This window comes from Knoellia sp. Soil729 (assembly GCF_001427985.1).
GTDB lineage: Bacteria > Actinomycetota > Actinomycetes > Actinomycetales > Dermatophilaceae > Knoellia.
The window spans coordinates 288,228-307,694 of the sequence record NZ_LMSA01000001.1 but is presented as its reverse complement, the minus strand read 5'-3'; the positions used below and the strand labels follow the sequence as shown (position 1 = coordinate 307,694).

Annotated in this window: 15 protein-coding genes and 1 pseudogene; 4 read left to right on the top strand and 12 right to left on the bottom strand. The window is 71.0% G+C overall.

Annotated features, from left to right (window positions below; genetic code table 11):
- Positions 1-48: 48 nt before the first annotated feature.
- A complete protein-coding gene (gene yczR, locus ASG74_RS01425; RefSeq protein ID WP_056138214.1) occupies positions 49-1,506 on the bottom strand; it encodes a MocR-like transcription factor YczR in 1,458 nt (485 codons plus the stop codon).
- A 61-nt stretch (positions 1,507-1,567) separates the two neighbouring features.
- On the opposite strand from yczR, the gene yczE reads away from it, so the two are divergent.
- Positions 1,568-2,281: a membrane protein YczE gene (gene yczE, locus ASG74_RS01420; RefSeq protein WP_056138211.1), complete on the top strand. Its 714-nt coding sequence runs from the start codon at positions 1,568-1,570 to the stop codon at positions 2,279-2,281.
- On the opposite strand, the gene ASG74_RS01415 is transcribed toward yczE, so the two are convergent.
- The gene (locus tag ASG74_RS01415; protein WP_056138208.1) at positions 2,254-3,021 is read right to left on the bottom strand and encodes a sugar isomerase domain-containing protein; all 768 of its coding nucleotides are present in this window, start codon (positions 3,019-3,021) and stop codon (positions 2,254-2,256) included. The two genes, yczE and ASG74_RS01415, sit on opposite strands and share 28 nt — an antisense overlap.
- A gap of 72 nt (positions 3,022-3,093) precedes the next feature.
- Between ASG74_RS01415 and ASG74_RS01410 the strand changes: the two genes are divergently transcribed.
- Positions 3,094-4,089, top strand: a complete 996-nt coding sequence (locus ASG74_RS01410; protein ID WP_056138206.1) for an N-acetylglucosamine kinase — start codon at positions 3,094-3,096, stop codon at positions 4,087-4,089.
- 231 nt (positions 4,090-4,320) lie between these two features.
- On the opposite strand, the gene ASG74_RS01405 is transcribed toward ASG74_RS01410, so the two are convergent.
- The 3 genes and pseudogenes from ASG74_RS01405 to ASG74_RS17510 form a co-directional block, all read right to left on the bottom strand.
- Positions 4,321-6,438 (bottom strand): RecQ family ATP-dependent DNA helicase, encoded by a 2,118-nt coding sequence (locus ASG74_RS01405; protein ID WP_056138204.1) that lies wholly within the window; start codon positions 6,436-6,438, stop codon positions 4,321-4,323.
- 34 nt (positions 6,439-6,472) lie between these two features.
- Positions 6,473-7,864, bottom strand: coding sequence for a serine hydrolase domain-containing protein (locus ASG74_RS01400; RefSeq protein ID WP_056138202.1), 1,392 nt, complete (start codon positions 7,862-7,864; stop codon positions 6,473-6,475).
- Positions 7,865-7,955: 91 nt separating this feature from the next.
- Positions 7,956-8,340 (bottom strand): annotated as a pseudogene (locus ASG74_RS17510) (AMP-binding protein); the annotation flags it as partial.
- Positions 8,341-8,529: 189 nt separating this feature from the next.
- Between ASG74_RS17510 and ASG74_RS01395 the strand changes: the two are divergent.
- Both ASG74_RS01395 and ASG74_RS01390 read left to right on the top strand, forming a co-directional pair.
- The gene (locus tag ASG74_RS01395; protein WP_056139522.1) at positions 8,530-9,006 is read left to right on the top strand and encodes an acyl-CoA thioesterase; all 477 of its coding nucleotides are present in this window, start codon (positions 8,530-8,532) and stop codon (positions 9,004-9,006) included.
- Complete coding sequence (locus ASG74_RS01390) at positions 9,003-9,659, top strand: hypothetical protein (RefSeq protein WP_056138200.1); 657 nt, start codon at positions 9,003-9,005, stop codon at positions 9,657-9,659. Before ASG74_RS01395 ends, ASG74_RS01390 begins: the two co-directional genes overlap by 4 nt.
- A gap of 90 nt (positions 9,660-9,749) precedes the next feature.
- Here the strand turns inward: ASG74_RS01390 and ASG74_RS01385 are convergent, their stop codons facing one another.
- From ASG74_RS01385 to pepN, 7 genes are all read right to left on the bottom strand, one after another.
- A complete protein-coding gene (locus ASG74_RS01385) occupies positions 9,750-11,198 on the bottom strand; it encodes an HNH endonuclease signature motif containing protein (RefSeq protein WP_056138199.1) in 1,449 nt (482 codons plus the stop codon).
- A 220-nt stretch (positions 11,199-11,418) separates the two neighbouring features.
- Positions 11,419-12,828: an MFS transporter gene (locus tag ASG74_RS01380; RefSeq protein ID WP_056138197.1), complete on the bottom strand. Its 1,410-nt coding sequence runs from the start codon at positions 12,826-12,828 to the stop codon at positions 11,419-11,421.
- A 31-nt stretch (positions 12,829-12,859) separates the two neighbouring features.
- On the bottom strand, positions 12,860-13,675 hold the full coding sequence (locus tag ASG74_RS01375) for a glycerophosphodiester phosphodiesterase family protein (protein ID WP_056138195.1): 816 nt from the start codon (positions 13,673-13,675) through the stop codon (positions 12,860-12,862).
- A gap of 3 nt (positions 13,676-13,678) precedes the next feature.
- The gene (locus tag ASG74_RS01370) at positions 13,679-15,436 is read right to left on the bottom strand and encodes a glycoside hydrolase family 13 protein (RefSeq protein ID WP_056138193.1); all 1,758 of its coding nucleotides are present in this window, start codon (positions 15,434-15,436) and stop codon (positions 13,679-13,681) included.
- A gap of 78 nt (positions 15,437-15,514) precedes the next feature.
- Entirely contained in the window at positions 15,515-15,922 is a 408-nt protein-coding gene (locus ASG74_RS01365; protein ID WP_056138191.1) for a globin, read from the bottom strand.
- A complete protein-coding gene (locus tag ASG74_RS01360; RefSeq protein ID WP_056138189.1) occupies positions 15,919-16,854 on the bottom strand; it encodes a mechanosensitive ion channel family protein in 936 nt (311 codons plus the stop codon). The genes ASG74_RS01365 and ASG74_RS01360 overlap by 4 nt, the downstream gene beginning before the upstream one ends.
- On the bottom strand, positions 16,851-19,409 hold the full coding sequence (gene pepN / locus ASG74_RS01355; protein WP_056138188.1) for an aminopeptidase N: 2,559 nt from the start codon (positions 19,407-19,409) through the stop codon (positions 16,851-16,853). Before pepN ends, ASG74_RS01360 begins: the two co-directional genes overlap by 4 nt.
- Positions 19,410-19,467 lie beyond the last annotated feature (58 nt).

Genomic DNA, 19,467 nt, shown 5'->3' with positions numbered 1-19,467 from the left:
CTGCCGGGCCGCGGGCCACCACGCCCAACCGTGTGGTCCCTCGACCCGTCAGGCGACGAGCGGTCCAAGGGAGTGCTCGGTGCGTCCTCGCCGGGTCACGGGGCTTCCGGCGGCCACGCGGACCCAGGCCCTCTCGAGGCGGGCGACCGCCTCGACGAGCTCCTCCGGCGACAGCACGTAGGGCAGGCGGATCCAACGGTCGAGGCCTCCGGCGGCCGCGAACCGGGGGCCGCTGGCGATGAGCAGGCCCTCCTCCTCCGCGGCGAGGGTCACCTCGGTCGCCATGGGTTCGGGCAGCTCGACCCACAGCGACAGCCCACCACTCGGGAGCACGAAGGTGAACTGTGGCAACCGGTGGCGCAGGGCAGTGGCCAGCGCGTCGCGACTGCTGATGAGGTCGCGCCGTCGCTCGTCGGTGATCCCGGCTGTGGCGCCCATGAGCTGCAGCAGCACGAGCTGGTCGATGACAGGGGCGCCGATGTCGAGCGGCACCCTGGCGGCGGCGAGGCGTTCGAGCGTCGGGCCGGAGGCACGGACCCAGCCGATGCGCAGACCTCCCCAGTGGGACTTCGACGCACTGCCGACCGAGACCGTGTCGGCGTGGTGGGCGCCGAAGGGCAACGGCAGAGGCCCCTCGTGGTCGAGGGAGATCTCGTTGACCGTCTCGTCCACGATGGCCGTGATCCCCTCCCGTGCCAGCGCCCGAGCGACCACCGCCCGCTGCTCGTCGCTCATGAGACTGCCGGTGGGGTTGTGGAAGTCGGGGAGGAGGATGGCTGCGCGGGCGCCCGAGGTGCGGATCGTCGCGGCCATGGTCGTCACGTCCCACCCGTCCGGGGCGACCGGCACCGCCGCGATGCGCGCCCGGAGCTGGTCCAGCGTCGGGAAGACGTTGGGATAGGTGGGGGTCTCCAGGACGACCGTCTCACCGGGGGAGAGCAGGGCCCGGACGGCGATCGCCATCCCCACCACTGCGCCCGTGGTCACGAGCACCTCATCGGCAGTGGTCGCCAGGCCGCGCTCGGTGTAGCGCCTGGCGATCACCTCCCGCAGCTCCGGCACCCCGTTGAGCAGGTAGCCGCTGCCGCTCAGGTAGCCCGGCGAGGCGGCGATGGCGGCCTCCGCCGCCCGGGTCATCCCGGCGGGAGCGCGTTGAGCGGCACAGGTGAGGTCGATCGTGCCCTCCGGCACCTGCGGCGACAGGTGCAGGCCCGTGTCACGACGCACAGCGCCCACTGGCAGGCTCACCACGCTCCCCGAGCCACGACGTGAGGTGAGGTAGCCACGTTCGCGCAGCACGGCATACGCGCTGCTCACGGTCGTGCGGCTCACTGCCAGCGCGCCCGTCAGGTCACGTTCACTGGGGAGCCGCGTGCCGACGGTGATGCGCCCGTCGGCGATGAGGAGCCGCAGCCTGTCCGCGATGAGCTGGTATGCCGGTCCGTCACCTGCCGCAGGACCGATGAGGTCGGCGACGCGGGCGGCGGAGATCGCGGAGGTGGTCATGGGGCCACTGTCCCACAAGTGGCCATGGATCAGGAGGCCACTTGTCGGGCAGGATGGGCCTATGAGTCCCATCCAGACACTGCGCGCGGGTGCCTCCCGACGTGTCGAGCTCCTGCCCATGACGCCGATGGAGCAGCTGCGGGCAGGCCGCACCGTGCGCCGCGTCGTCCAGCTCTTCGCAGGGCTGTGGCTCTACGGGACGGCGATGGCGATGTTCATCCTCGCCGAGCTCGGGCTCGACCCGTGGGACGTCTTCCACTACGGCGTGCAGCAGCACATCGGGCTGAGCTTCGGGACGATCGTCATCATCGTCGGCGCCCTGGTGCTGCTCCTGTGGATCCCGCTGCGGCAGTGGCCCGGCTTCGGCACGGTGATGAACGTCTTCGTCATCGGCATCGCCACCGACGTCATGCTCGGCCTGCTCGAGACGCCGTCCGCCCTGTGGCTGCGCTGGGTCTTCCTGCTCGGCGGCATCGTCGTCAACGGGCTCGGGGGAGCGCTCTACATCGGCAGCCAGTACGGCCCGGGCCCGCGTGACGGCCTCATGACCGGTCTGGCCCACCGGACCGGACTCTCGATCCGGCTCGTGCGCACCTCGCTCGAGGTGTCGGTGCTCGCGATCGGGTGGTTGCTCGGTGGCGTCGTCGGCCTGGGGACGGTGCTCTATGCCCTGCTCATCGGGCCGGCCGTCCAGGTCTTCCTGCCCCTCGTGACGGTGAGGCTGACGCCCCCGTCACGCCTTCGCCCTCAGAAGGACCTGATCCGAGAGCCGTAGCGGTCCTGGAGGACGCGGTTGTGCGCATCGCCACCGGGGATGTTGGCCGAGAGGAACACGGGTGGCACCTCACCGGCCTGCACCATCCTGCTCACCACGCCGACGGTGAGGGCCTGACCGATGTAGGCCGCGGTGAGCGAGGAGACGGCGCCGACCTTGATGCCTTCGGCCAGGTCGAGGGTGGCGTCGCCGAAGGGCGCGAGGTTGTCGATGACCACGTCGGCGATCTCCGAGAGTCGCTTGCCGCTGGCGTGCTTGGGCTCGACGGCCCGGGTGTGCTCGAGGCTGGTCACCGCGATGACCGTGTGCCCGCGCTCCTTGAGGGCCAGGGCCATGCCGACGATCGAGGAGTTCACGCCCGAGTTGCTCGCGATGAGGAAGACGTCCTGGGGGTGGATCTCGGTGTGGGACAGCAGCTCCTCCACGACCGAGGGGTCACGCTCGAGATCGGGGGAGAAGAGGTCCTCGGGGTCGCGGCCGCCGACGAGGACGACCTCACGCAGGGTGATCCGCCGAGTGGGGATGAGGCCACCGGCCCGCCCGGCGACCTCCATCGCGAACCCCTCGGAGTGGCCGGTCCCGAACGCCTGGATCACGCCGTTGGCGCGCACGCACTCGGTGAGGAGGTCGATGGCCTCGTCCAGCCCACCGTCGGCGACGAAGGACTGGAGCCGCGAAAGGCGACTGTTGACCTCGGTGGCGAGGTCGGCCTGAGCTGTCTGCGGGGTGCTGGCTGACATGGGTCTGCTCTCTCGTCGTCGGGGCTTCACCAGTGATGCTGCCACGGGTGCACGAGGAGGCAGGATGAGGTCGTGATCCTCGTTGCCGTCGATGCCGGAGGCACCCGCACGCGGGCGTCCGTCGTGAACGATGCACTGGCCTGTGTGGGTACCGGTCGTGCCGGTCGCGGGAACCCGGTGGGTGGCGGACCCGACGCCGCGTTCGACCAGATTCTGCTCGCGGTCGAGCAGGCCGCCGACGTCGCGCGGGTCGAGCTCCGCGATGTCAGCAGGGTCACCTTGGCCGGGGCCGGGGGCAGCGTGTTCGACCCGGCCTTCCTCGCCCAGCGGCTCGCGGCTGCGGGGATGACGGCCACCGTGACGCTCAAGGGCGACCTCGCTGCCCTCTTCTGCTCCGGCACCCCCGCGACGTCCGGCTACAGCCTCGTGGCGGGGACCGGGGCGACCGCTGTGCGGGTCGTCGACAGCGTCGAGGTGCAGGTGGCGGACGGCCTCGGGTGGCTGCTCGGCGACACCGGTTCGGGCTTCTGGATCGGGCGCCGGGTCGCACGGGCCGTTGCGGCCGCACTCGATGGGCGGGAGTCGACCACGATGGTCGAGCCTGCCCTTCGGGTCCTGGGGATCGAGGTCGACCTCACGCTGCGCCGAGGACGTCCTGTGGCGAACCACCAGCTTGTCGACGTGGTCTATGCCGGGTCACCGCTGGGCCTGGCGGCACTGGCTCCCGTGGCGTTCCTCGATGAGTGCGACGCGGTGAGCGCGGGGATCGTGGAGGAGGCTGCGCAGGGCCTGGCCCGGGCCGTCGCAGACGTGCACTCTCCGGACGTGACCGGTCCGCTGGTGGTCGGTGGCGGAGTGATGTCCGGACAGCCGCGTCTGCGCAGGGCAACCCTCGCCGCGTTGGGGCAGGCGGGGATCGAGCTGCCGGTGATCGAGGCCGTCGACGGTCTGCTCGGTGCATCGGTCCTTGCGGTGCGTGACACCGGGGTGGTGGTTGATGACGCCGTCTTCGAGAGGCTGCGGTCGACGACGGCCGAGCAGCTGGCACGGCCTGCGGCGCAGCTCTGAAACCGAGGGGCTTCGTCGGTCGGGGGTCCCGTGACGGTCGCCCTGTGCACGCGACCCGACCGTCCACGCGACCCCCGACTCGTCACGCGACACCGACACGTGACGCGACCCCCGACACGTGACGCGACCCCCGACACGTGACGCGACTCCCGACTCGTGACGCGACTGCCGACTCGTCAGGTCGCCAGGACGGTCCCGCCACCCCTGACGGCGCGCGTTCCGGGCTGCCGGTCAGCCGTCGACGGCCAGCGCGAACGGCAGGACGCCGGGAGCACCGGCCCGGCGCAGCTCGCGACCGGCCACCGTGAGTGTCCAGCGTGAGCTGACGAGGTCGTCGACCAGCAGCACCGGCCCCTGCACGTCGGTGAGGGTGCGGGCCAGGTCGGGGCCGACGACGATGCGTTCCCAGACCCCGGCGAGGCGGAAGGCACTGTTGCCCCCCGGCTCACCGGTGGGACCGCCGTGCTCGAGGTCGAGGGTGCCGAGCAGCGGCATACGGCCGATCTCAGCGAGGCCTGCAGCCAGCGACTGCACCAGCTGGGGGTGGCTGCGCGAGGACATCGCGACGATGCCCGCTGGGCGCTGCGACCAGTCCCACTCGGCGAGCACGCCGACGCAGGCCCGGAGCAGCTCCGGGGTGGCAGGCGCGTCCTCGCGCAGCACCTGCCGCAACCGCTGACCCCACCCCAGGTCGCTCAGCCGCGCCAGCGCCCGCCCACGGGAGAGCGACTGGTCGGTCGGGATCTTGCCCTTGACGGGGACGCCGAGCCGGTCCATGCCGGTGGGCCACTGGGCCCGCGGGTCGAGGTCGACGCCCACCCTGGCCAGCCTGGTGCGGGCGGCCCCGACCACGTTGTCGGGCACGTCGCTGGCATACCAGGGACCCGCACACGAGTCGCACCTGCCGCACGGCACAGCGCTCTCGTCGTCGAGGGTGCGCTGGAGGAACGCCATGCGGCACTCGGTCGTCTGCTCGTAGTCGAGCATGAGCTGCTGCTCGTCCTTGCGGGACTGGGCCACGCGCTCGTAGCGCTCGGCGTCGTAGGTCCACGGCCGGCCGGTGCCCGTCCACCCGCCCTGCACCCGGGTCACCGCGCCGTCGACGTCCAGGACCTTGAGCAGCAGCTCGAGGCGGGTACGCCGCACGTCGACGACGGTCTCGATCGCCGCGGTGGACAGCGGCCGGCCGGCCTCGGCAAGAGCAGTCAGCACGGCGTCGGCCTGCTCCTGGCGCGGCATCGAGACCGACGCGAAGTAGAGCCAGATGTCCTTGTCCTCGGGCCCGGGCAGGAGCAGGACGTCGGCGCGATCGGTGGCGCGACCGGCACGACCCACCTGCTGGTAGTAGGCCACCGGGGACGCAGGCGCCCCGAGGTGGACGACGAAGCCGAGGTCGGGCTTGTCGAACCCCATGCCGAGTGCGGAGGTGGCGACGAGGGCCTTGACCTCGTTGTCGCGCAGCTGGGCCTCGAGACGCTCGCGGTCGGCGGGGTCGGTGCGCCCGGTGTAGGAGGCGACGCGGTGCCCTGCCTCGGAGAGCGCGGCCGCGACCTCCTCGGCCGCCGACACCGTGAGCGCGTAGACGATGCCGCTGCCCGGCAGCTCGTCGAGGTGGGCCAGCAGCCACCCCAGGCGCTGCTCCGGCGACATCGAGCCGAGCACCCCCAGGCGCAGCGAGTCCCGGGCCAGGCCGCCGCGCACCGTCAGCACGTCACGCCCACCGACGCCGAGCTGCTCCACCACATCGGTGACGACCCGGGCGTTGGCGGTGGCGGTGGTCGCCAGCACCGGCACGTCCTCGGGCAGCTCGGTCAGCAGGTCGCGGATGCGCCGGTAGTCGGGCCGGAAGTCGTGCCCCCAGTCGGAGACGCAGTGCGCCTCGTCGACGACGAGAAGGCCGCAGCGCCGTGCAAGGTCGGGCAGCTGCTCGTCGCGGAAGCGCGGGTTGTTGAGGCGCTCGGGGCTCACCAGCAGCACGTCGACCGAGTCGGAAGCCAGTGCCTGCCGCACCTCGTCCCAGTCCTGCGCGTTGGCGGAGTTCATCGTCACGGCGTGGATGCCGGCGCGCTCCGCTGCGGCGATCTGGTCGCGCATGAGTGCAAGCAGGGGGGAGATGATGACCGTGGGGCCAGCGCCCTGGGCTCGGCGGAGCGCCGTCGCCACGAAGTAGACGGCCGACTTGCCCCAGCCGGTGCGCTGGACGACGAGGACGCGGGACCGGTCGGCCACCAGTGCCGTGATGGCCTCGAGCTGACCGTCGCGGAAGTCGACGTCCTCGCGCCCGACGAGCCGGCGCAGCGCGGTCGTCGCATCGGTGGCGAGCGTGGTGGTCTCAGGTGCGTTCGTCATGGTTCCCCCACCGTAGGCGGGCGGCCTGACACGCTCAGGACCAGCCGCCCTCGTCGACCCCACCCGGGATGTCACCCTCGGGGTCGTAGGGGGTGCGCGTGAAGCGGAAGGTGGCGAGGTCGAGGTGGGATACCGAGCCATCTCCTCGGCGCACGACCCTGAGCGGCTCACCCGTGTAGTAGCCGTCCAGCCCGACCCATTCATCCGGGCCATCACCGACCCTCCGGAAGCGCGAGCCACGACCCGTGCCCGGGGTCCCGAGCACGAGGTGTTCGCCCATGAACCGCGCCGTCTCCGTCGACGCGCCCCAGTGCCAGGTCCCGGCGAGGTCGAGCACCTCGGGGGAGCCGCTGGCCACCCACGGCTCGACCGCAGCGGGCTCGAGCTCACGCATGGTGCGCAGCAGATCCTTGGGCAGGGCCTTGAGGGCGGCGCTCGCGGTCGTGTTGGTGAAGAGGACGACGCCGTCACCGGCGGCCCCTGCCGGCCCGTCACCGCCGTTGGCGTCGAGGTGGACGCGCTGCATCGCGAGGAACCCGGGCATGGAGCCGCCGTGCCCTGCGGACCGCGCACCGTCGACGTTCCAGACCTGCCACCCCAGCCCGTGCGCCCCAAGCCACGGCTGGCCGGGCTCGTCCACCACGTGGTGTGGCTCGACCATCTCGGCGAGGGTCTCCGCAGGCAGCACGCCGGAGGACTGCCCACCCAGCAGGGCTGCCCACCGCGCCAGGTCGTCGACCGTCGTCCACAGCTGCCCCGCGGGTGCCATCGCGCCGGCGTCGTGCTCGGGTTCGCGCAGCAGCACGTCCGCGAACGGGTGCACCGCGAGCCCCTGGGCAGCAGCTCCCGTGGGCCGCAGCGAGGTTCGGGTCATCCCCAACGGCTCCAGCAGCTCGTCGCGCACCACCTCGAACCACGGGCGTTGCCGGACCACCTCGAGAAGGCGACCCAGGGCGGCATACCCGGTGTTGGAGTAGTGGAAGCGGCGCCCCGAGCGGAAGCGAGTCCCCACTCCGGAGGCGAGCAGCGCCTCCCAGTCGCCGCCCGGGGTGCGCTCCCACCAGTCGTCCGACGACTCCGCCTGGACGCCGCCGGAGTGGGTGAGGAGCTGCTCGATCGTGACGTCGTCGAGCTGGCTCCCAGGTACGTGAGCACCGAACCGGTCGGACAGCTCGAGCCGCCCAGCGTCACGCAGGAGCATGACCGCGACGGCGACGAACGTCTTGGTGATCGAGCCCATCCGGAACTGCGTGTCCGAGTCGACCGGCTTCCCATGGGCTCGTCCGTCCACGGTGCCGACCGCCCCCGACCACACGAGCTGCCCGTCACGGACGAGACCCGCTGCGACGGAGGGTAGTCGGTGGGTGCGCTGGCCAGCGGCAAGGAGATGGTCGAGGCGCGCGGACGTCGTCGGTGAGATCGGCATCCGCCAACCCTAGGCGCGTCCGTGGGGCCAGCCCGGACAGGGCAGATGGGGGACCGCGAGCCGATGTTCTCAGTCGGCGAGAAGGCGGTCCCGCGGCCGTCTCGTCCGGTCGGGCCCCAGTAGCCGCCGAAGACCTGCGGCCCACGCATGAGCAGCTCACCGCGCTCACCCGGGGCACGGTCGGTGGTCGGGTGCTCCGGGTCCACGACACTGATCTCGGTGTTGGGGAAGGGCACACCCACGGCACGCGGGCGCCGGGCCAGGCCGATCGGGTTGCCGATGCTGATGGGCGACGTCTCCGTCATGCCGTAGCCCTCGACGAGGAGGCCGCCGGTGGTGGACAGCGGGTTGTGCTCCACGACGATCGCACCAAGCCGGAGGACGGCATGGAAGGCGACGACGTGCTCGGGACAGTTGGGCAGGACCAGGGCTACCCGGTCGCCGGCGCCGATCCCCAGCCCGCGCAGGCCTTCGGCCACGTGCTGGGCACGGCGTGGTGCCGGAGCCAGGGGCGCTCAACGTCTGTCGGCATCAGCAGCCACCTTTCCGATGGCCTCGGCCCAGGCGGGACCCCGACGTCCGACGCAGGGTCGAGAACTGTGTGGCGCGCCTCGCACACCCTGAGCACATCACCGTCCCGGCAGCGTCGCTGCCAGACTGTCCTCATGCCTTCGCCCGACAGTGCCCCCGACCCGAGTACGCGTCCCTACCGCACGCAGGTGCCGTTGCGCTGGTCGGACATGGATGCCTATGGCCACGTCAACAACGTGCAGTACCTCCGCCTCCTCGAGGACGCCCGCGTCATCGGCTTCCGCGAGTGGTTCGGGGAGGACCGTTCACTCCTCGACGCCGGGGTGATCGTCTCGCGCCACGAGATCGAGTACGTCGCTCCGCTCACCCACCGTCCTCAGCCGATCGAGGTCGACATGTGGGTCACCGGGGTGCATGGTGCGGGCTTCAGCCTCGGGTATGCCGTCCGGGACCCCGCGTCCCTCGGCGAGCGGACCTATGCGATCGCCGAGACCGGCATCGTCCTCTATGACTTCACCACCTCGCGTCCCCGTCGTCTCTCCGACGAGGACAAGGTGGTCCTCGCGGGGCACGCTGGCGACCCCGTCGCCTTCCGCTGGTCGCGCCGGTGAGCGCCGTCGTCGCCTCCGAGCTCGTCCTCGCCGATGCGGAGTCCCTCCAGGACCTCGGCAGGTATGCCGCCCGCGCCCGTGCGCTCGACGCCGACGGTGCCGTGCGCCTCCAGGCCGTCGGGCTCGTCCTCGCGTCGTGGGTGGGGGTGCTCCCGGGCTCCGGACTTCTCGGAGTCGGCACGACGATCGGGCTGCGCACCTCCGAGCTTGCCACTCCGGCCGACCTCGATGTCATCGTCCCCCTGGCTGCGGTGAGCGACCGCGTGGCACACCCGGGGGAGCGCCCTGTCCTGCCGGTGCCCCCGATGACCGTCAAGGCTGCGTGGGCGGCCGTCTCGCCACCCCGGTCGGGGTGGCAGCCAGTCGGGGTGATGAGCGCCGAAGCGCTGCAGCGAAGTGCCTCGGAGGGCATCGCGGAAGTTGCCGACGGCACTCCCGAGGGGGCCGGCGCGCACGCCGTCGCGGCGCTGCGCGAGCAGGTGTGGCGTCGTCCGATGACCAACACCGCGCTGGAGGCAGCTGTCCCGGCGGCCCTGGCGTTCGCGGCATACGCCTTGGGCTTTCTGTCGCCCAGGACCGAAGCGGCTCTCGCGACGAGCGGCCGCTGGATCCGGCTCACGACCCCAGCCGGCCACGCCCTCACCCGGCGTTGACCGGGCGCGCCCGACCTTGCCGAGACTGGCAGGACCAGAGGGCATGCCGTTGGCCCCAGCGCCGTGTGGGGCGTGGGGTGTGGGGCTGGTTCATGGTCGGTGCCAGGTGTGGTCGTCGCCGGAGGCGCGTGTGAGGGGTGGCCCATCGGTGGGTGAGGTGCCACCTCCTGCACCGCCACCTCCACTTCCACCCCTGCTTGCACCTCCACCCCTGCTTCCACTGTCGCGGCGGTGTCCGGACTTGTGTCGGGCGAGGGCGGTGTCGTAGGCGCCTCGGGTGCGGTCCCAGACGACGTGGTGTCTGCCGTCGTCGCCGACCTCGACCCACCCGTGGTGGCGCTGGGCGTGCACGACGGTGTGGTGACGCTGACACAGAAGGGCGGCGTTGGTCAGGTCGGTGGGTCCGTCGTCGAGCCAGTGGATGAGGTGGTGGGCATCGCACCAGGAGGCGGGCGCATCGCAGCCGGGGTAGGTGCAGTGCCGGTCGCGGAGCCAGAGGCGTTTGATCTGGGCGGGGGTGAAGTAGCGTTCGGCCCGGCCGAGGTCGACGACCTCACCGCAGGAGTTCAGCACGGCGGGGATCATCGTGGCGTCGCAGGCCCAGCGGCGCACGGTTTCGGCGGTGACGAGGTCGCCGGTGGTCAGGCCACCGAGGAGGGTCCCGGCGCCGGCGCGCCGTTGCAGGTCATCGAGCGTGATGCCCACGAAGATCTGGGCCTTGGTCGAGGACCACGTGCTGTTGCCGGCTTTTTGGGCGCGCCCGATGAGGGTGATGAGGGCTTCGGCGCGGCGTTGGTCGTGGGGTCGGGTGTCGGGTTGCGCAGGGCCGTGCTCGTCCGCGGGGGCGGGGGCGGGTGCGGACCCGGGTCCGATGGCTGCTTCGAGGATGGCCCGGTTCTCGCGGGTCAGGCGCAGCACGTACTCGAACAGGCCGGGGGCGACCTCCTTGCCCAAGGACAGGGACTGCCCTTGGCGGGCCCGGTCCTCGGTGTCCTCGAACTGGCCGTCGAGGCCGTGGCGGGCCAGGAGCTCCTCGCGCAGGCGGCGCACGGTGCGCGCGTCACAGCGCTCCCCCAGGGCCATGTAGGCGTCCCAGACGGTGTCGACGGCGTCGGGGTTGAGATGGGGCTTCAGCAGTCGCATCTCCTTGAGCGCGACCAGGGCGGTGGCAATGCTGACCCGCCCGGTGACCACGGCGTCCTTGAGGATGTGGTGGCGTGGTTCGCGGCAGGCTTCGGCGACGGTCGCCACGCGGCTGGCGCCGGCCACGGCGTAGCGGCGGTGGTGGGTGGCCACCCATTCCTTGCCGGTCACGGGCGGGTCGCAGGCGGCGGGTTCACCGCGTTCGAGGGCGTCGATGACGATGGCGGCTTCGGCGCCCTCGGCCACCGCAGACAGCTCACCCAACGCTTCGAGGCCGAGCGCGAGCTCGGTGCCGGTTGCTTGGAACAGCACCGCCGGCAGCGCTTTGGCAGCCTTCTGGGCGGCACGCAACGCGTCCACGCAGTCTGCGTAGCTCAGGTCCGGTGCCGTGCTCATGGAAACCAACGTACGGACGGGTACTGACAGCGCTCGGTCTGCGAAACCTGTTGCGGTGCAACATTATTCACGACGGCGTATGCCGGGTGGCCACCTTGGTCCCGTGAGCCACCCAAGTCCCACGAGTTGCGCTTGACCCCGGAAAGCTCTGACCCAAAACGGATGAAAATACATTGAGGGCCCGTCGACCTTGCGGTGGGGGATGGACCCACCTTGCCCGTCAGGACCGGATTCGGCGACCGGCCACGATGACGAGGGTCGCGACCGCAGCCGTCCCCAGCCACATCGTCACGAACACCGGGACGTCCTCGCCAACGCGGACGTGCATCGCCGCAAAGACGGCCCCCGTGGCGCCGATGCCGATGACGGATCCGAGCACGTCGGAGAGCTGGAGGTTCGACGAGGCCGAGCCGTGGTCCGAGGGCGGCGTCAGGGACAGCGCGAGCACGGAGAGGCTGGCCGTCCCGAGCCCCATCCCGAGACCGCAGACGGCGAGAGCGACCGCTGTGAGCCAGGGCCACACGCCGAAGTGCGTGACGACGACGACACACAGCAGGCCGGATGCCAGCGCGGCGCCTCCGACGCTGACCAGGCGGTCGCGACTGCCCGCGAACCGGTCCCGGCCCTGGATCCAGGACCCCGCCGACCAGCCGATCGAGCCCACGGCGAGCACCGTGCCCGCCTGCGAGAGCGAGAAGCCGCGCTCTCCCGTGAGCATGAGGGGGACATAGGTGATCGTCCCGAAGAAGGCGCAGGGCAGGAAGAAGCGGCTGAGCATGACCGAGGGCAGTCCCCGGCGCATCGCGAAGGTCCCCGCCGGAAGCAGCCCGGGGGCGCAGGCGAAGACCCCGACGAGGCCCAGGAGGGCGGCCACCGTCTTGGTCGACCACGTGAGCTCGAGCTCGTGGGTGCCCCACTGCATGACCCCGGCCGAGACGGCGATGCCCAGCCCCAGCCACGCGGCGCGCACGTGCCCGTGATGGTCGCGGCTCGAGGGTTCGAGGCCGGCTTCGCTCACCCTGATCTGGTGGCGCCGCAGGACGAGCACGACGAGAGCGACGACCACGGGGGCGATGACCATCCAGAAGACCCAGCGCCATGACCAGCTGCTGGTCACCCAGCCAGCGAGGACGGGGCCGAGCAGGGAAGGCAGCACCCAGGCGGCGCTGACGATGCTGAAGACCTTGGGTCGCAACGCTTCCGGATAGGTGCGTCCGATGATGACGAACGTCGCGACGATGGTCAGCCCAGCACCCAGACCGGCCACTGCCCGACCCAGGAGGAACGGCGTGAAGTCGGTGGACGCACCGCAGATCCCGCACCCGAGCGCGAAGAGGACCTGACCGGTGAGCAGCGAGGGCAGGGCTCCGGAACGGTCGCACCACACGCCGGCCAGGACGATGCCGAGCAGCTGCAGGGTGAGCATCACCGAGAAGGCGAGCCCGTAGGACCGCACGGCGTCGAGCTCGACCGCGACCTCGGGCATGGCCGTGGAGACGGCCATCGACTCGAAGGCGATGACCGTGATGAGGGCGACGATGGCGACCGTCAGTGCGGCGTACTCCGGGCCGAAGAGCCGCCCGCTGCTGCGCGCCTCGACCTCTGACCCTGCGATTCCCCGTGAGCTCACCCGGTCACGCTACGCGGTGGCCGCACCGTGCTCAGCCGGCGGGCGAGAGAGGGTGCCCGCGCTCGGCGAGCACGTCACGCAGCACGTCGATGTGGTCGGTGACGATGCCGTCGACACCGAGGTCGAGCAGTCGGTGCATCTCCACCCTGCTCTCATCGCTCCAGGTGTGGAACCACACGTGCACCTGCTTGCCCAGCCGGTGGGCCAGAGACACCAGCTGCGGTGTCACCAGGGTGATCTGGCGACCCCCCAGCCGGTGGGCCACCGGGATCTGGAGCACGGGCGCGGGCGTGTGGAGCAGGCGCGACAGCGGTCCGGGCGCATAGCGCAGCGCACCGGTGCCCACCTGCCCGGCGGCCGTCGCCAGCGTGGGGCCGAGGGCCCGCCGGGCCGCCCGCAGGCGCCGTTCGCTGAAGGAGCCGATACACACCCGGTCGATGGCCCCGTGGCGGCGGATCGTCTCCACGGTCGGAGCCAGCGCCGAGTCGGCCTTGATGTCGATGTTGAGCCGCGTCGTCGGAAGCTCCTCGAGGAGTTCAGTCAACAGTGGGACAGCGTCGGTGCCGTTGATGCGCGCCTCGCGCACCGCGGCATACGGAAGGTCGAGGATGGCGCCCTCGATGTCGGTGACGCGGTCGAGCTGGGTGTCGTGGAAGGCGACGACCTCACCGTCCGACGTCGCGTGCACGTCGGTCTCGAGGTACTCGTAACCCATCTCCACTGCCCGCCGAAAGGCGCCGAGCGTGTTCTCGAGACCGACGTTGGGCGCATAGCCCGCACCGCCACGATGAGCCATCGCGATCGGCCCCTCGTGGTCGAAGTAGGCGAAGTCACGCGCGCGTGCCATGGCTCAGATCCGGGCCCACACGGCGACGTCGGTCGGCACCCGGCCGTCGCCGGTCAGCTCCTCCGACTGGTGCGTCACCGTGGCACCCTCGGGCAGCTCGACGGCCTCCGTGCCGAGGTTGACGAGCACGAGCGTGCGCCGGGAGCCGTCGGGGGACGCGTTGACGAACGCGACGACGTCGTCGTCCGACAGCTCGTGCCACGACGCCGAGCCCAGGCCCAGCCGGTCGACCCGGCGCGCTGCGAGCATCGAACGGTAGAGCTCGAGCGTCGAGCCGGCGACTCCCTCCTGCTGGTCCACGGCCAGGCGGCCGTAGGACTCCGGCTGGGGGAGCCAGGTCCCGTCCCCCGGACCGAACCCCAGGCTCGGCGCGTCGCGCACCCACGGCATCGGCACGCGGCACCCGTCTCGCCCGGTCTCCTTGCCCCGCGTGCGGGCGAAGGTCGGGTCCTGCCGGAACTCGTCGGGCATGTCGGTCGACTCGGGCAGGCCCAGCTCCTCGCCCTGGTAGATGTAGGCGCTGCCCGGAAGCCCCAGCATGAGCATCGTCGCGGCGCGGGCCCGACGCAGCCCGAGCTCGGCGTCGGGCTGGGGCTGGTCGGCGGCGATGCCGTTCGGGCGGGGGAGGGACTGGTCGAGGCCGAGCCGTGAGGCGTGCCGCACCACGTCGTGGTTGGACAGGACCCACGTCGTGGGAGCCCCGACCGCGTCATTGTCGCGATAGGACGCCTCGATCACGTCGTGGAGCTGGGTCGCGTCCCAGTGGGTGTCGAGGAAGTCGAAGTTGAACGCCTGGTGCATCTCGTCCTCACGAACGTAGCGGGCGAGGCGGGAGCCGGGCTTCACCCACGCCTCGGCGCAGAGGATCCGCTCGGGTCCGGGCATCGCCTCGAGGGTCGCGCGCCAGCGGCGGTAGATCTCGTGGACGCCCTCCTGGTCCCACATGGGCGCGCGCGGCTGGTCCGCCTCCTCACCATGGGCCGGCGGCAGGGCCGCCTCGGGGTTGTGGTCGGTCGCGTCGAACGCCTGCAGCGGACCGTCGAAGTCGGGCAGCCCCTCCTCCTTGACCAGGGCGTTGGCGACGTCGACGCGGAAGCCGTCGACCCCCCGGTCGCACCAGAACGACAGGATCGACACGAACTCGTCGCCGACCTCGGGGTTGGTCCAGTCGTAGTCGGGCTGGGTCGTGTCGAAGAGGTGGAGGTACCACTGGCCGGGGGTGCCGTCGGCCTCGACCACCCGCGTCCACCCGGCGCCACCGAAGACCGACGGCCAGTTGTTGGGCGGCTCGCTGCCGTCCTCGCCCTTGCCCTCGCGGAACATGTAGCGGCCCCTCTCGGGGCTCCCCGGCGCCGCGGCCAGGGCTGCCCGGAACCACTCGTGCTCGCTCGAGGAGTGGTTGGGGACGAGGTCCACGATGACCTTGATGCCGAGGTCGTGCGCGGTCGCGATGAGCGTGTCCGCATCGCCGAGCGAGCCGAAGACGGGGTCGATGTTGCGGTAGTCCGCGACGTCGTAGCCCGCGTCGTGCATCGGCGAGACATAGAACGGCGACAGCCAGATCGCATCGACGCCGAGCTCGCGCAGGTAGGGCAGACGGGCGGTGATGCCCGGCAGGTCACCGACACCGTCACCGTCGCTGTCCGCCCACGACCTCGGGTAGATCTGGTAGATCACGGCGTCGTGCCACCAGGGCGCGTCGACGGGGGAGGCGGGGTGCAGGACAGCGGCGTCAGTGGTGGTCTGGGTCACCCGACCCATGCTTCCGTATGCCGTCCGCCCGCCCAAAATCCCGGCTCGCCTTTCGAGCGACGAGCGACGAGCGACGAGGGGATGACCTCAGAGGGCGGTGCGACCCTGCGGTCCCGGCGCCGGCGACTCGTCGGTGTTGACCAGCATCTGCGCGGCCCGCATGAAGTAGTCGCGCATCGCCTCGGCATGGGCCTCGGGCAGGTCGAGCGTGTCCATCGCCGCGAGCATGTGGCGCATCCACCGGTCGCGCATGTCGAGGCTCACCGCGAAGTTCACGTGGCGCATGCGCAACCGGGGGTGACCGCGCTCCTCGCTGTAGGTCTTGGGTCCACCGAAGTACTGCTCGAGGAACATGCGCAGGCGTCGCTCGGCCGGCGCCAGGTCCTCTTCCGGGTAGAGCGCGCGCAGCGGTGGGTCGGTCGCCACCCCGACATAGAACTCGTGGACGAGCCTCTCGAAGGTCTCGGCCCCACCGACCTCGTCGTAGAAGCTCATCGGCCCGCTCCCATCCCGCTACCGAAGGGGTTGATCGGCGGCGCCTTGACGCCAGCGGCGTCGAGCGCCGACTTGATGCGTTGGCGCAGCTCGCGCTGGATGGCGACCTTGTCGCTCGGCGCGGCCTCGGCGAGCACCCTGATCGTCATCGTCTGACCGGTGATCGACTCGATGCCGGCGACGGTGGGAACGGCGAGCAGCCGCCCCTCCCAGTCAGCGTCACCGGACATGGCCTCGGCAGCCGCCTCGATGAGCGAGGTGACCCGCGTGACGTCCTCGTCGTAGGCGACAGGGACGTCGACGATGGCCGTCGCACGGTGCTGGCTGAGGTTGCCGATGCGCACGATCTCCCCGTTGCGGATGTACCAGGTGACCCCGTTGGCGTCCCGGAGCCGGGTGACCCGCAGCGTCACCTCCTCGACCGTGCCGATCGCCTCGCCGGTGTCGATGACGTCACCGACGCCGTACTGGTCCTCGAGAATCATGAAGACCCCGCTGAGGAAGTCCTTGACGAGGCTCTGGGCACCGAAGCCGAGCGCGACCCCACCGACGCCGGCGGTGGCGAGCACGGGCGCCAGGTCGATCCCGAGGGTCGACATGACGGTCAGCACGGCCACGAGCCCGATGACGAAGGTGACGATGCTGCGCAGCAGTGAGCCCAGGGTCGCGGTGCGCTGCTGGTGACGCGCCCGCGCCGCCGCCGTGGCCTCGGCGAAGATCCGTCCGGCCCGCCACCGGTCGGGCTCGTCGACCTCGCGGGTCTCCGCCTTGGCGGTCATCGTCTTCACGACCCGGTTGATGAGCCGGTGCAGCAGCCACGTCACGACCACCGCGAGGACGATGGTGACGAGGATCCGCAGCCCGTCGGTGAGGAGCCAGTCCTGCACCCGCTCCGCGGTCACCAGGGACGTTGTGAGGTCCACTGTTCTCATGCCCGGGCGTCACGCTCCTGCGCCGCCAGGGCGCGCGTGATCGGGTCGCGGTTCTCGGCGACGATCCGGCGCAGCGCGTCGTGGGCGTCGGGGTGGGTGTCCAGCCAGGTCTGGGTGGCGTCACGCAGCTCGACCGACGCGAGGCCGCGGGGGTAGAAGCCGACGACGATCGACTCGACGAGAGCCATGGACCCCTTGCCCTCCAACGACGCCAAGGCCTCGTGGTAGCGCGCGACATAGGGCTCGAGGGCGGTCACGTCACCGAGCCGGCCGAAGCCGAGCCCGTAGGCGTCGACCATCGAGTTCGACAGCCCGTCCTCCTCGACGGCGGCCTTCCACGCCGCCTCCTTGGCCTCCGGGGTCGGAACCGCTGCCCGAGCGCGCGCCGCGCGCTCTCGTCCCGTGGCCGTGGCGTCACGCGCGAGCTCGGCCTCGATCTGGCCGTCCTCGAGGGCGTTCGCACCGGCCAGGCCGGTGATGAGCGTCCAGCGCATGTCGGTGTCGAGCGTGAGTCCCTCGAGGCTCTCGGTGCCCGCGAGCAGGGCACGCAGGTATGCCGTGTCGTCACCGGTCGTGGTGAAGCCGGCCGCCGCCGTGACCAGCTGGAGCTGGGCGTCACTGCCGGGAGCCGAGGACTTCGCGATCTCCCACAGGCGGGCCAGCGTCGCGGTGCGGGTCTCCTCGCGGTGCGCGGGGGCGACATAGAGGTGGACGGCGGTGCCCAGCTGGGCCATGAGCGTGCGGATGAGCGTGGAGTCCGACTCGCCGGGCAGGACCGTGAGGACGAGGTCGGTGAACGCGCGAGCGCTCATCTCCGCGTCGCGGGTCACGTCCCACGCCGACGCGAGCACGAGCGACTTGGGCAACGAGCTCTCGAAGCCGCGGACGTGCTCGAGAGCCGTGGCGAGGGAACGCTCGTCGAGCCGGATCTTGGCGTAGGTGAGGTCGTCGTCGTTGACCAGGACGAGGTCGGGCTGCTCGCGACCGATCAGCTCGGGCACCTCGGTGCGCGTGCCGGTGAGGTCGATCTCCAGACGGTCGGTCCGCAGGAGGCGGGAGTCGCCCTCGGGACCGGACTCCACGGCATACAGGCCGATCGCCAGCCGGTGGGGCCGGATCGTCTCGAAGCCGGGAGCAAAGGTCTGCTCGACCACGGCGCTCGAGATGTGGCCCTGGTCGTCGACCTCGATGAGCGGGCGCAGGGTGTTGACCCCGGCCGTCTCGAGCCAGGCCTTGCTCCACGTGCGCAGGTCGCGACCCGACGTCGCCTCGAGCTCGGTCAGGAGGTCGGCCAGCGTCGTGTTGGTCCACTTGTGCTTGGCGAAGTAGGCGCGCAGGCCGTCGCGGAAGGCGTCACGACCCACATAGGCGACGAGCTGCTTGAGCACCGACGCGCCCTTGGCGTAGGTGATGCCGTCGAAGTTGACCTCGACGTCCTCGAGGTCACGGATCGGGGCGACGATGGGGTGCGTCGACGACAGCTGGTCCTGGCGGTAGGCCCAGTCCTTCTCGTGCGTGCCGAACGTCGTCCAGGCCTCGGTCCACTGGGTCGCCTCGGCCTGGCAGGTCGTCGACGCCCACTCGGCGAAGGACTCGTTGAGCCAGAGGTCGTTCCACCACTTCATCGTCACGAGGTTGCCGAACCACATGTGCGCCAGCTCGTGCAGCACGGTGAGGGCGCGGCGCTCGACGATGGAGTCGGTGACCTTGGAGCGGAAGACGTACATCTCGTTGAACGTCACGCAGCCGGCGTTCTCCATCGCGCCCATGTTGTACTCGGGCGTGAAGACCTGGTCGTACTTCTCGAACGGGTAGGGCTGGTCGAACTCCTCCTCGAAGAACGCGAAGCCCTTCTTGGTGAGGTCGAAGAGGTTGTCGGCGTCGAGGAACTCGGTCAGGGACTTGCGGCAGAAGATGCCCAGCGGCACCTCACCGCGGCGGCTCGTGAGGCTGTCGCGCACGACGTCGTAGGGACCGGCGACCAGCGCGGTGATGTAGCTCGAGATCGGCTCGGTGGCAGGAAACTCCCACGTGGCGACGCCGTCCCGACCCGTGGGCGTCGGCTCGGGCGTGGGGGAGTTCGAGAGCACCTGCCAGTGGCTGGGGGCGGTGACGGTGAAGCTGAAGCGCGCCTTGAGGTCGGGCTGCTCGAAGACGGGATACATGCGCCGGCTGTCGGGCACCTCGAACTGGCTGTAGAGGTAGACCTCGTCGTCGACCGGGTCGACGAAGCGGTGCAGGCCCTCACCGGTGTTGCTGTAGCGGCCCGTGGCCTCGATGCGCAGCTCGTTGAGGCCCTCCACGGGAGACACCGGGATCCGCGACCCGTCGTATGCCGGCTCGACCGCCTCGCCGTTGAGCGTCACCTTCTCGACGGACGCGCCGATGAAGTCCACGAAGGTCGAGCCTCCCGCCGTGGCGGTGAAGGTCAGGGTGCTCGTCGTCGCGAACGTCCGGTCGGACGTCGTGAGGTCGAGCTCGACGGCGTACGCCTGGACCGAGATGAGCGCTGCGCGCTCCTCGGCCTCGACGCGGGTCAGGTTGGTGCCGGGCACGGGGGATCTCCTGCTCTGCCGGAAAAGGAAGGGGGTGGGGTCCTCAGAACCTCATCCT

What these genes read in the sequence shown, in the direction of transcription:
- yczR (WP_056138214.1), bottom strand. Translation starts at nt 1,506, where the DNA reads ATGACCACCTCCGCGATCTCCGCCGCCCGCGTCGCCGACCTCATCGGT.
- yczE (WP_056138211.1), top strand. Translation starts at nt 1,568, where the DNA reads ATGAGTCCCATCCAGACACTGCGCGCGGGTGCCTCCCGACGTGTCGAG.
- ASG74_RS01415 (WP_056138208.1), bottom strand. Translation starts at nt 3,021, where the DNA reads ATGTCAGCCAGCACCCCGCAGACAGCTCAGGCCGACCTCGCCACCGAG.
- ASG74_RS01405 (WP_056138204.1), bottom strand. Translation starts at nt 6,438, where the DNA reads ATGACGAACGCACCTGAGACCACCACGCTCGCCACCGATGCGACGACC.
- ASG74_RS01400 (WP_056138202.1), bottom strand. Translation starts at nt 7,864, where the DNA reads ATGCCGATCTCACCGACGACGTCCGCGCGCCTCGACCATCTCCTTGCC.
- ASG74_RS01395 (WP_056139522.1), top strand. Translation starts at nt 8,530, where the DNA reads ATGCCTTCGCCCGACAGTGCCCCCGACCCGAGTACGCGTCCCTACCGC.
- ASG74_RS01385 (WP_056138199.1), bottom strand. Translation starts at nt 11,198, where the DNA reads ATGAGCACGGCACCGGACCTGAGCTACGCAGACTGCGTGGACGCGTTG.
- ASG74_RS01375 (WP_056138195.1), bottom strand. Translation starts at nt 13,675, where the DNA reads ATGGCACGCGCGCGTGACTTCGCCTACTTCGACCACGAGGGGCCGATC.
- ASG74_RS01370 (WP_056138193.1), bottom strand. Translation starts at nt 15,436, where the DNA reads ATGGGTCGGGTGACCCAGACCACCACTGACGCCGCTGTCCTGCACCCC.
- ASG74_RS01365 (WP_056138191.1), bottom strand. Translation starts at nt 15,922, where the DNA reads ATGAGCTTCTACGACGAGGTCGGTGGGGCCGAGACCTTCGAGAGGCTC.
- ASG74_RS01360 (WP_056138189.1), bottom strand. Translation starts at nt 16,854, where the DNA reads ATGAGAACAGTGGACCTCACAACGTCCCTGGTGACCGCGGAGCGGGTG.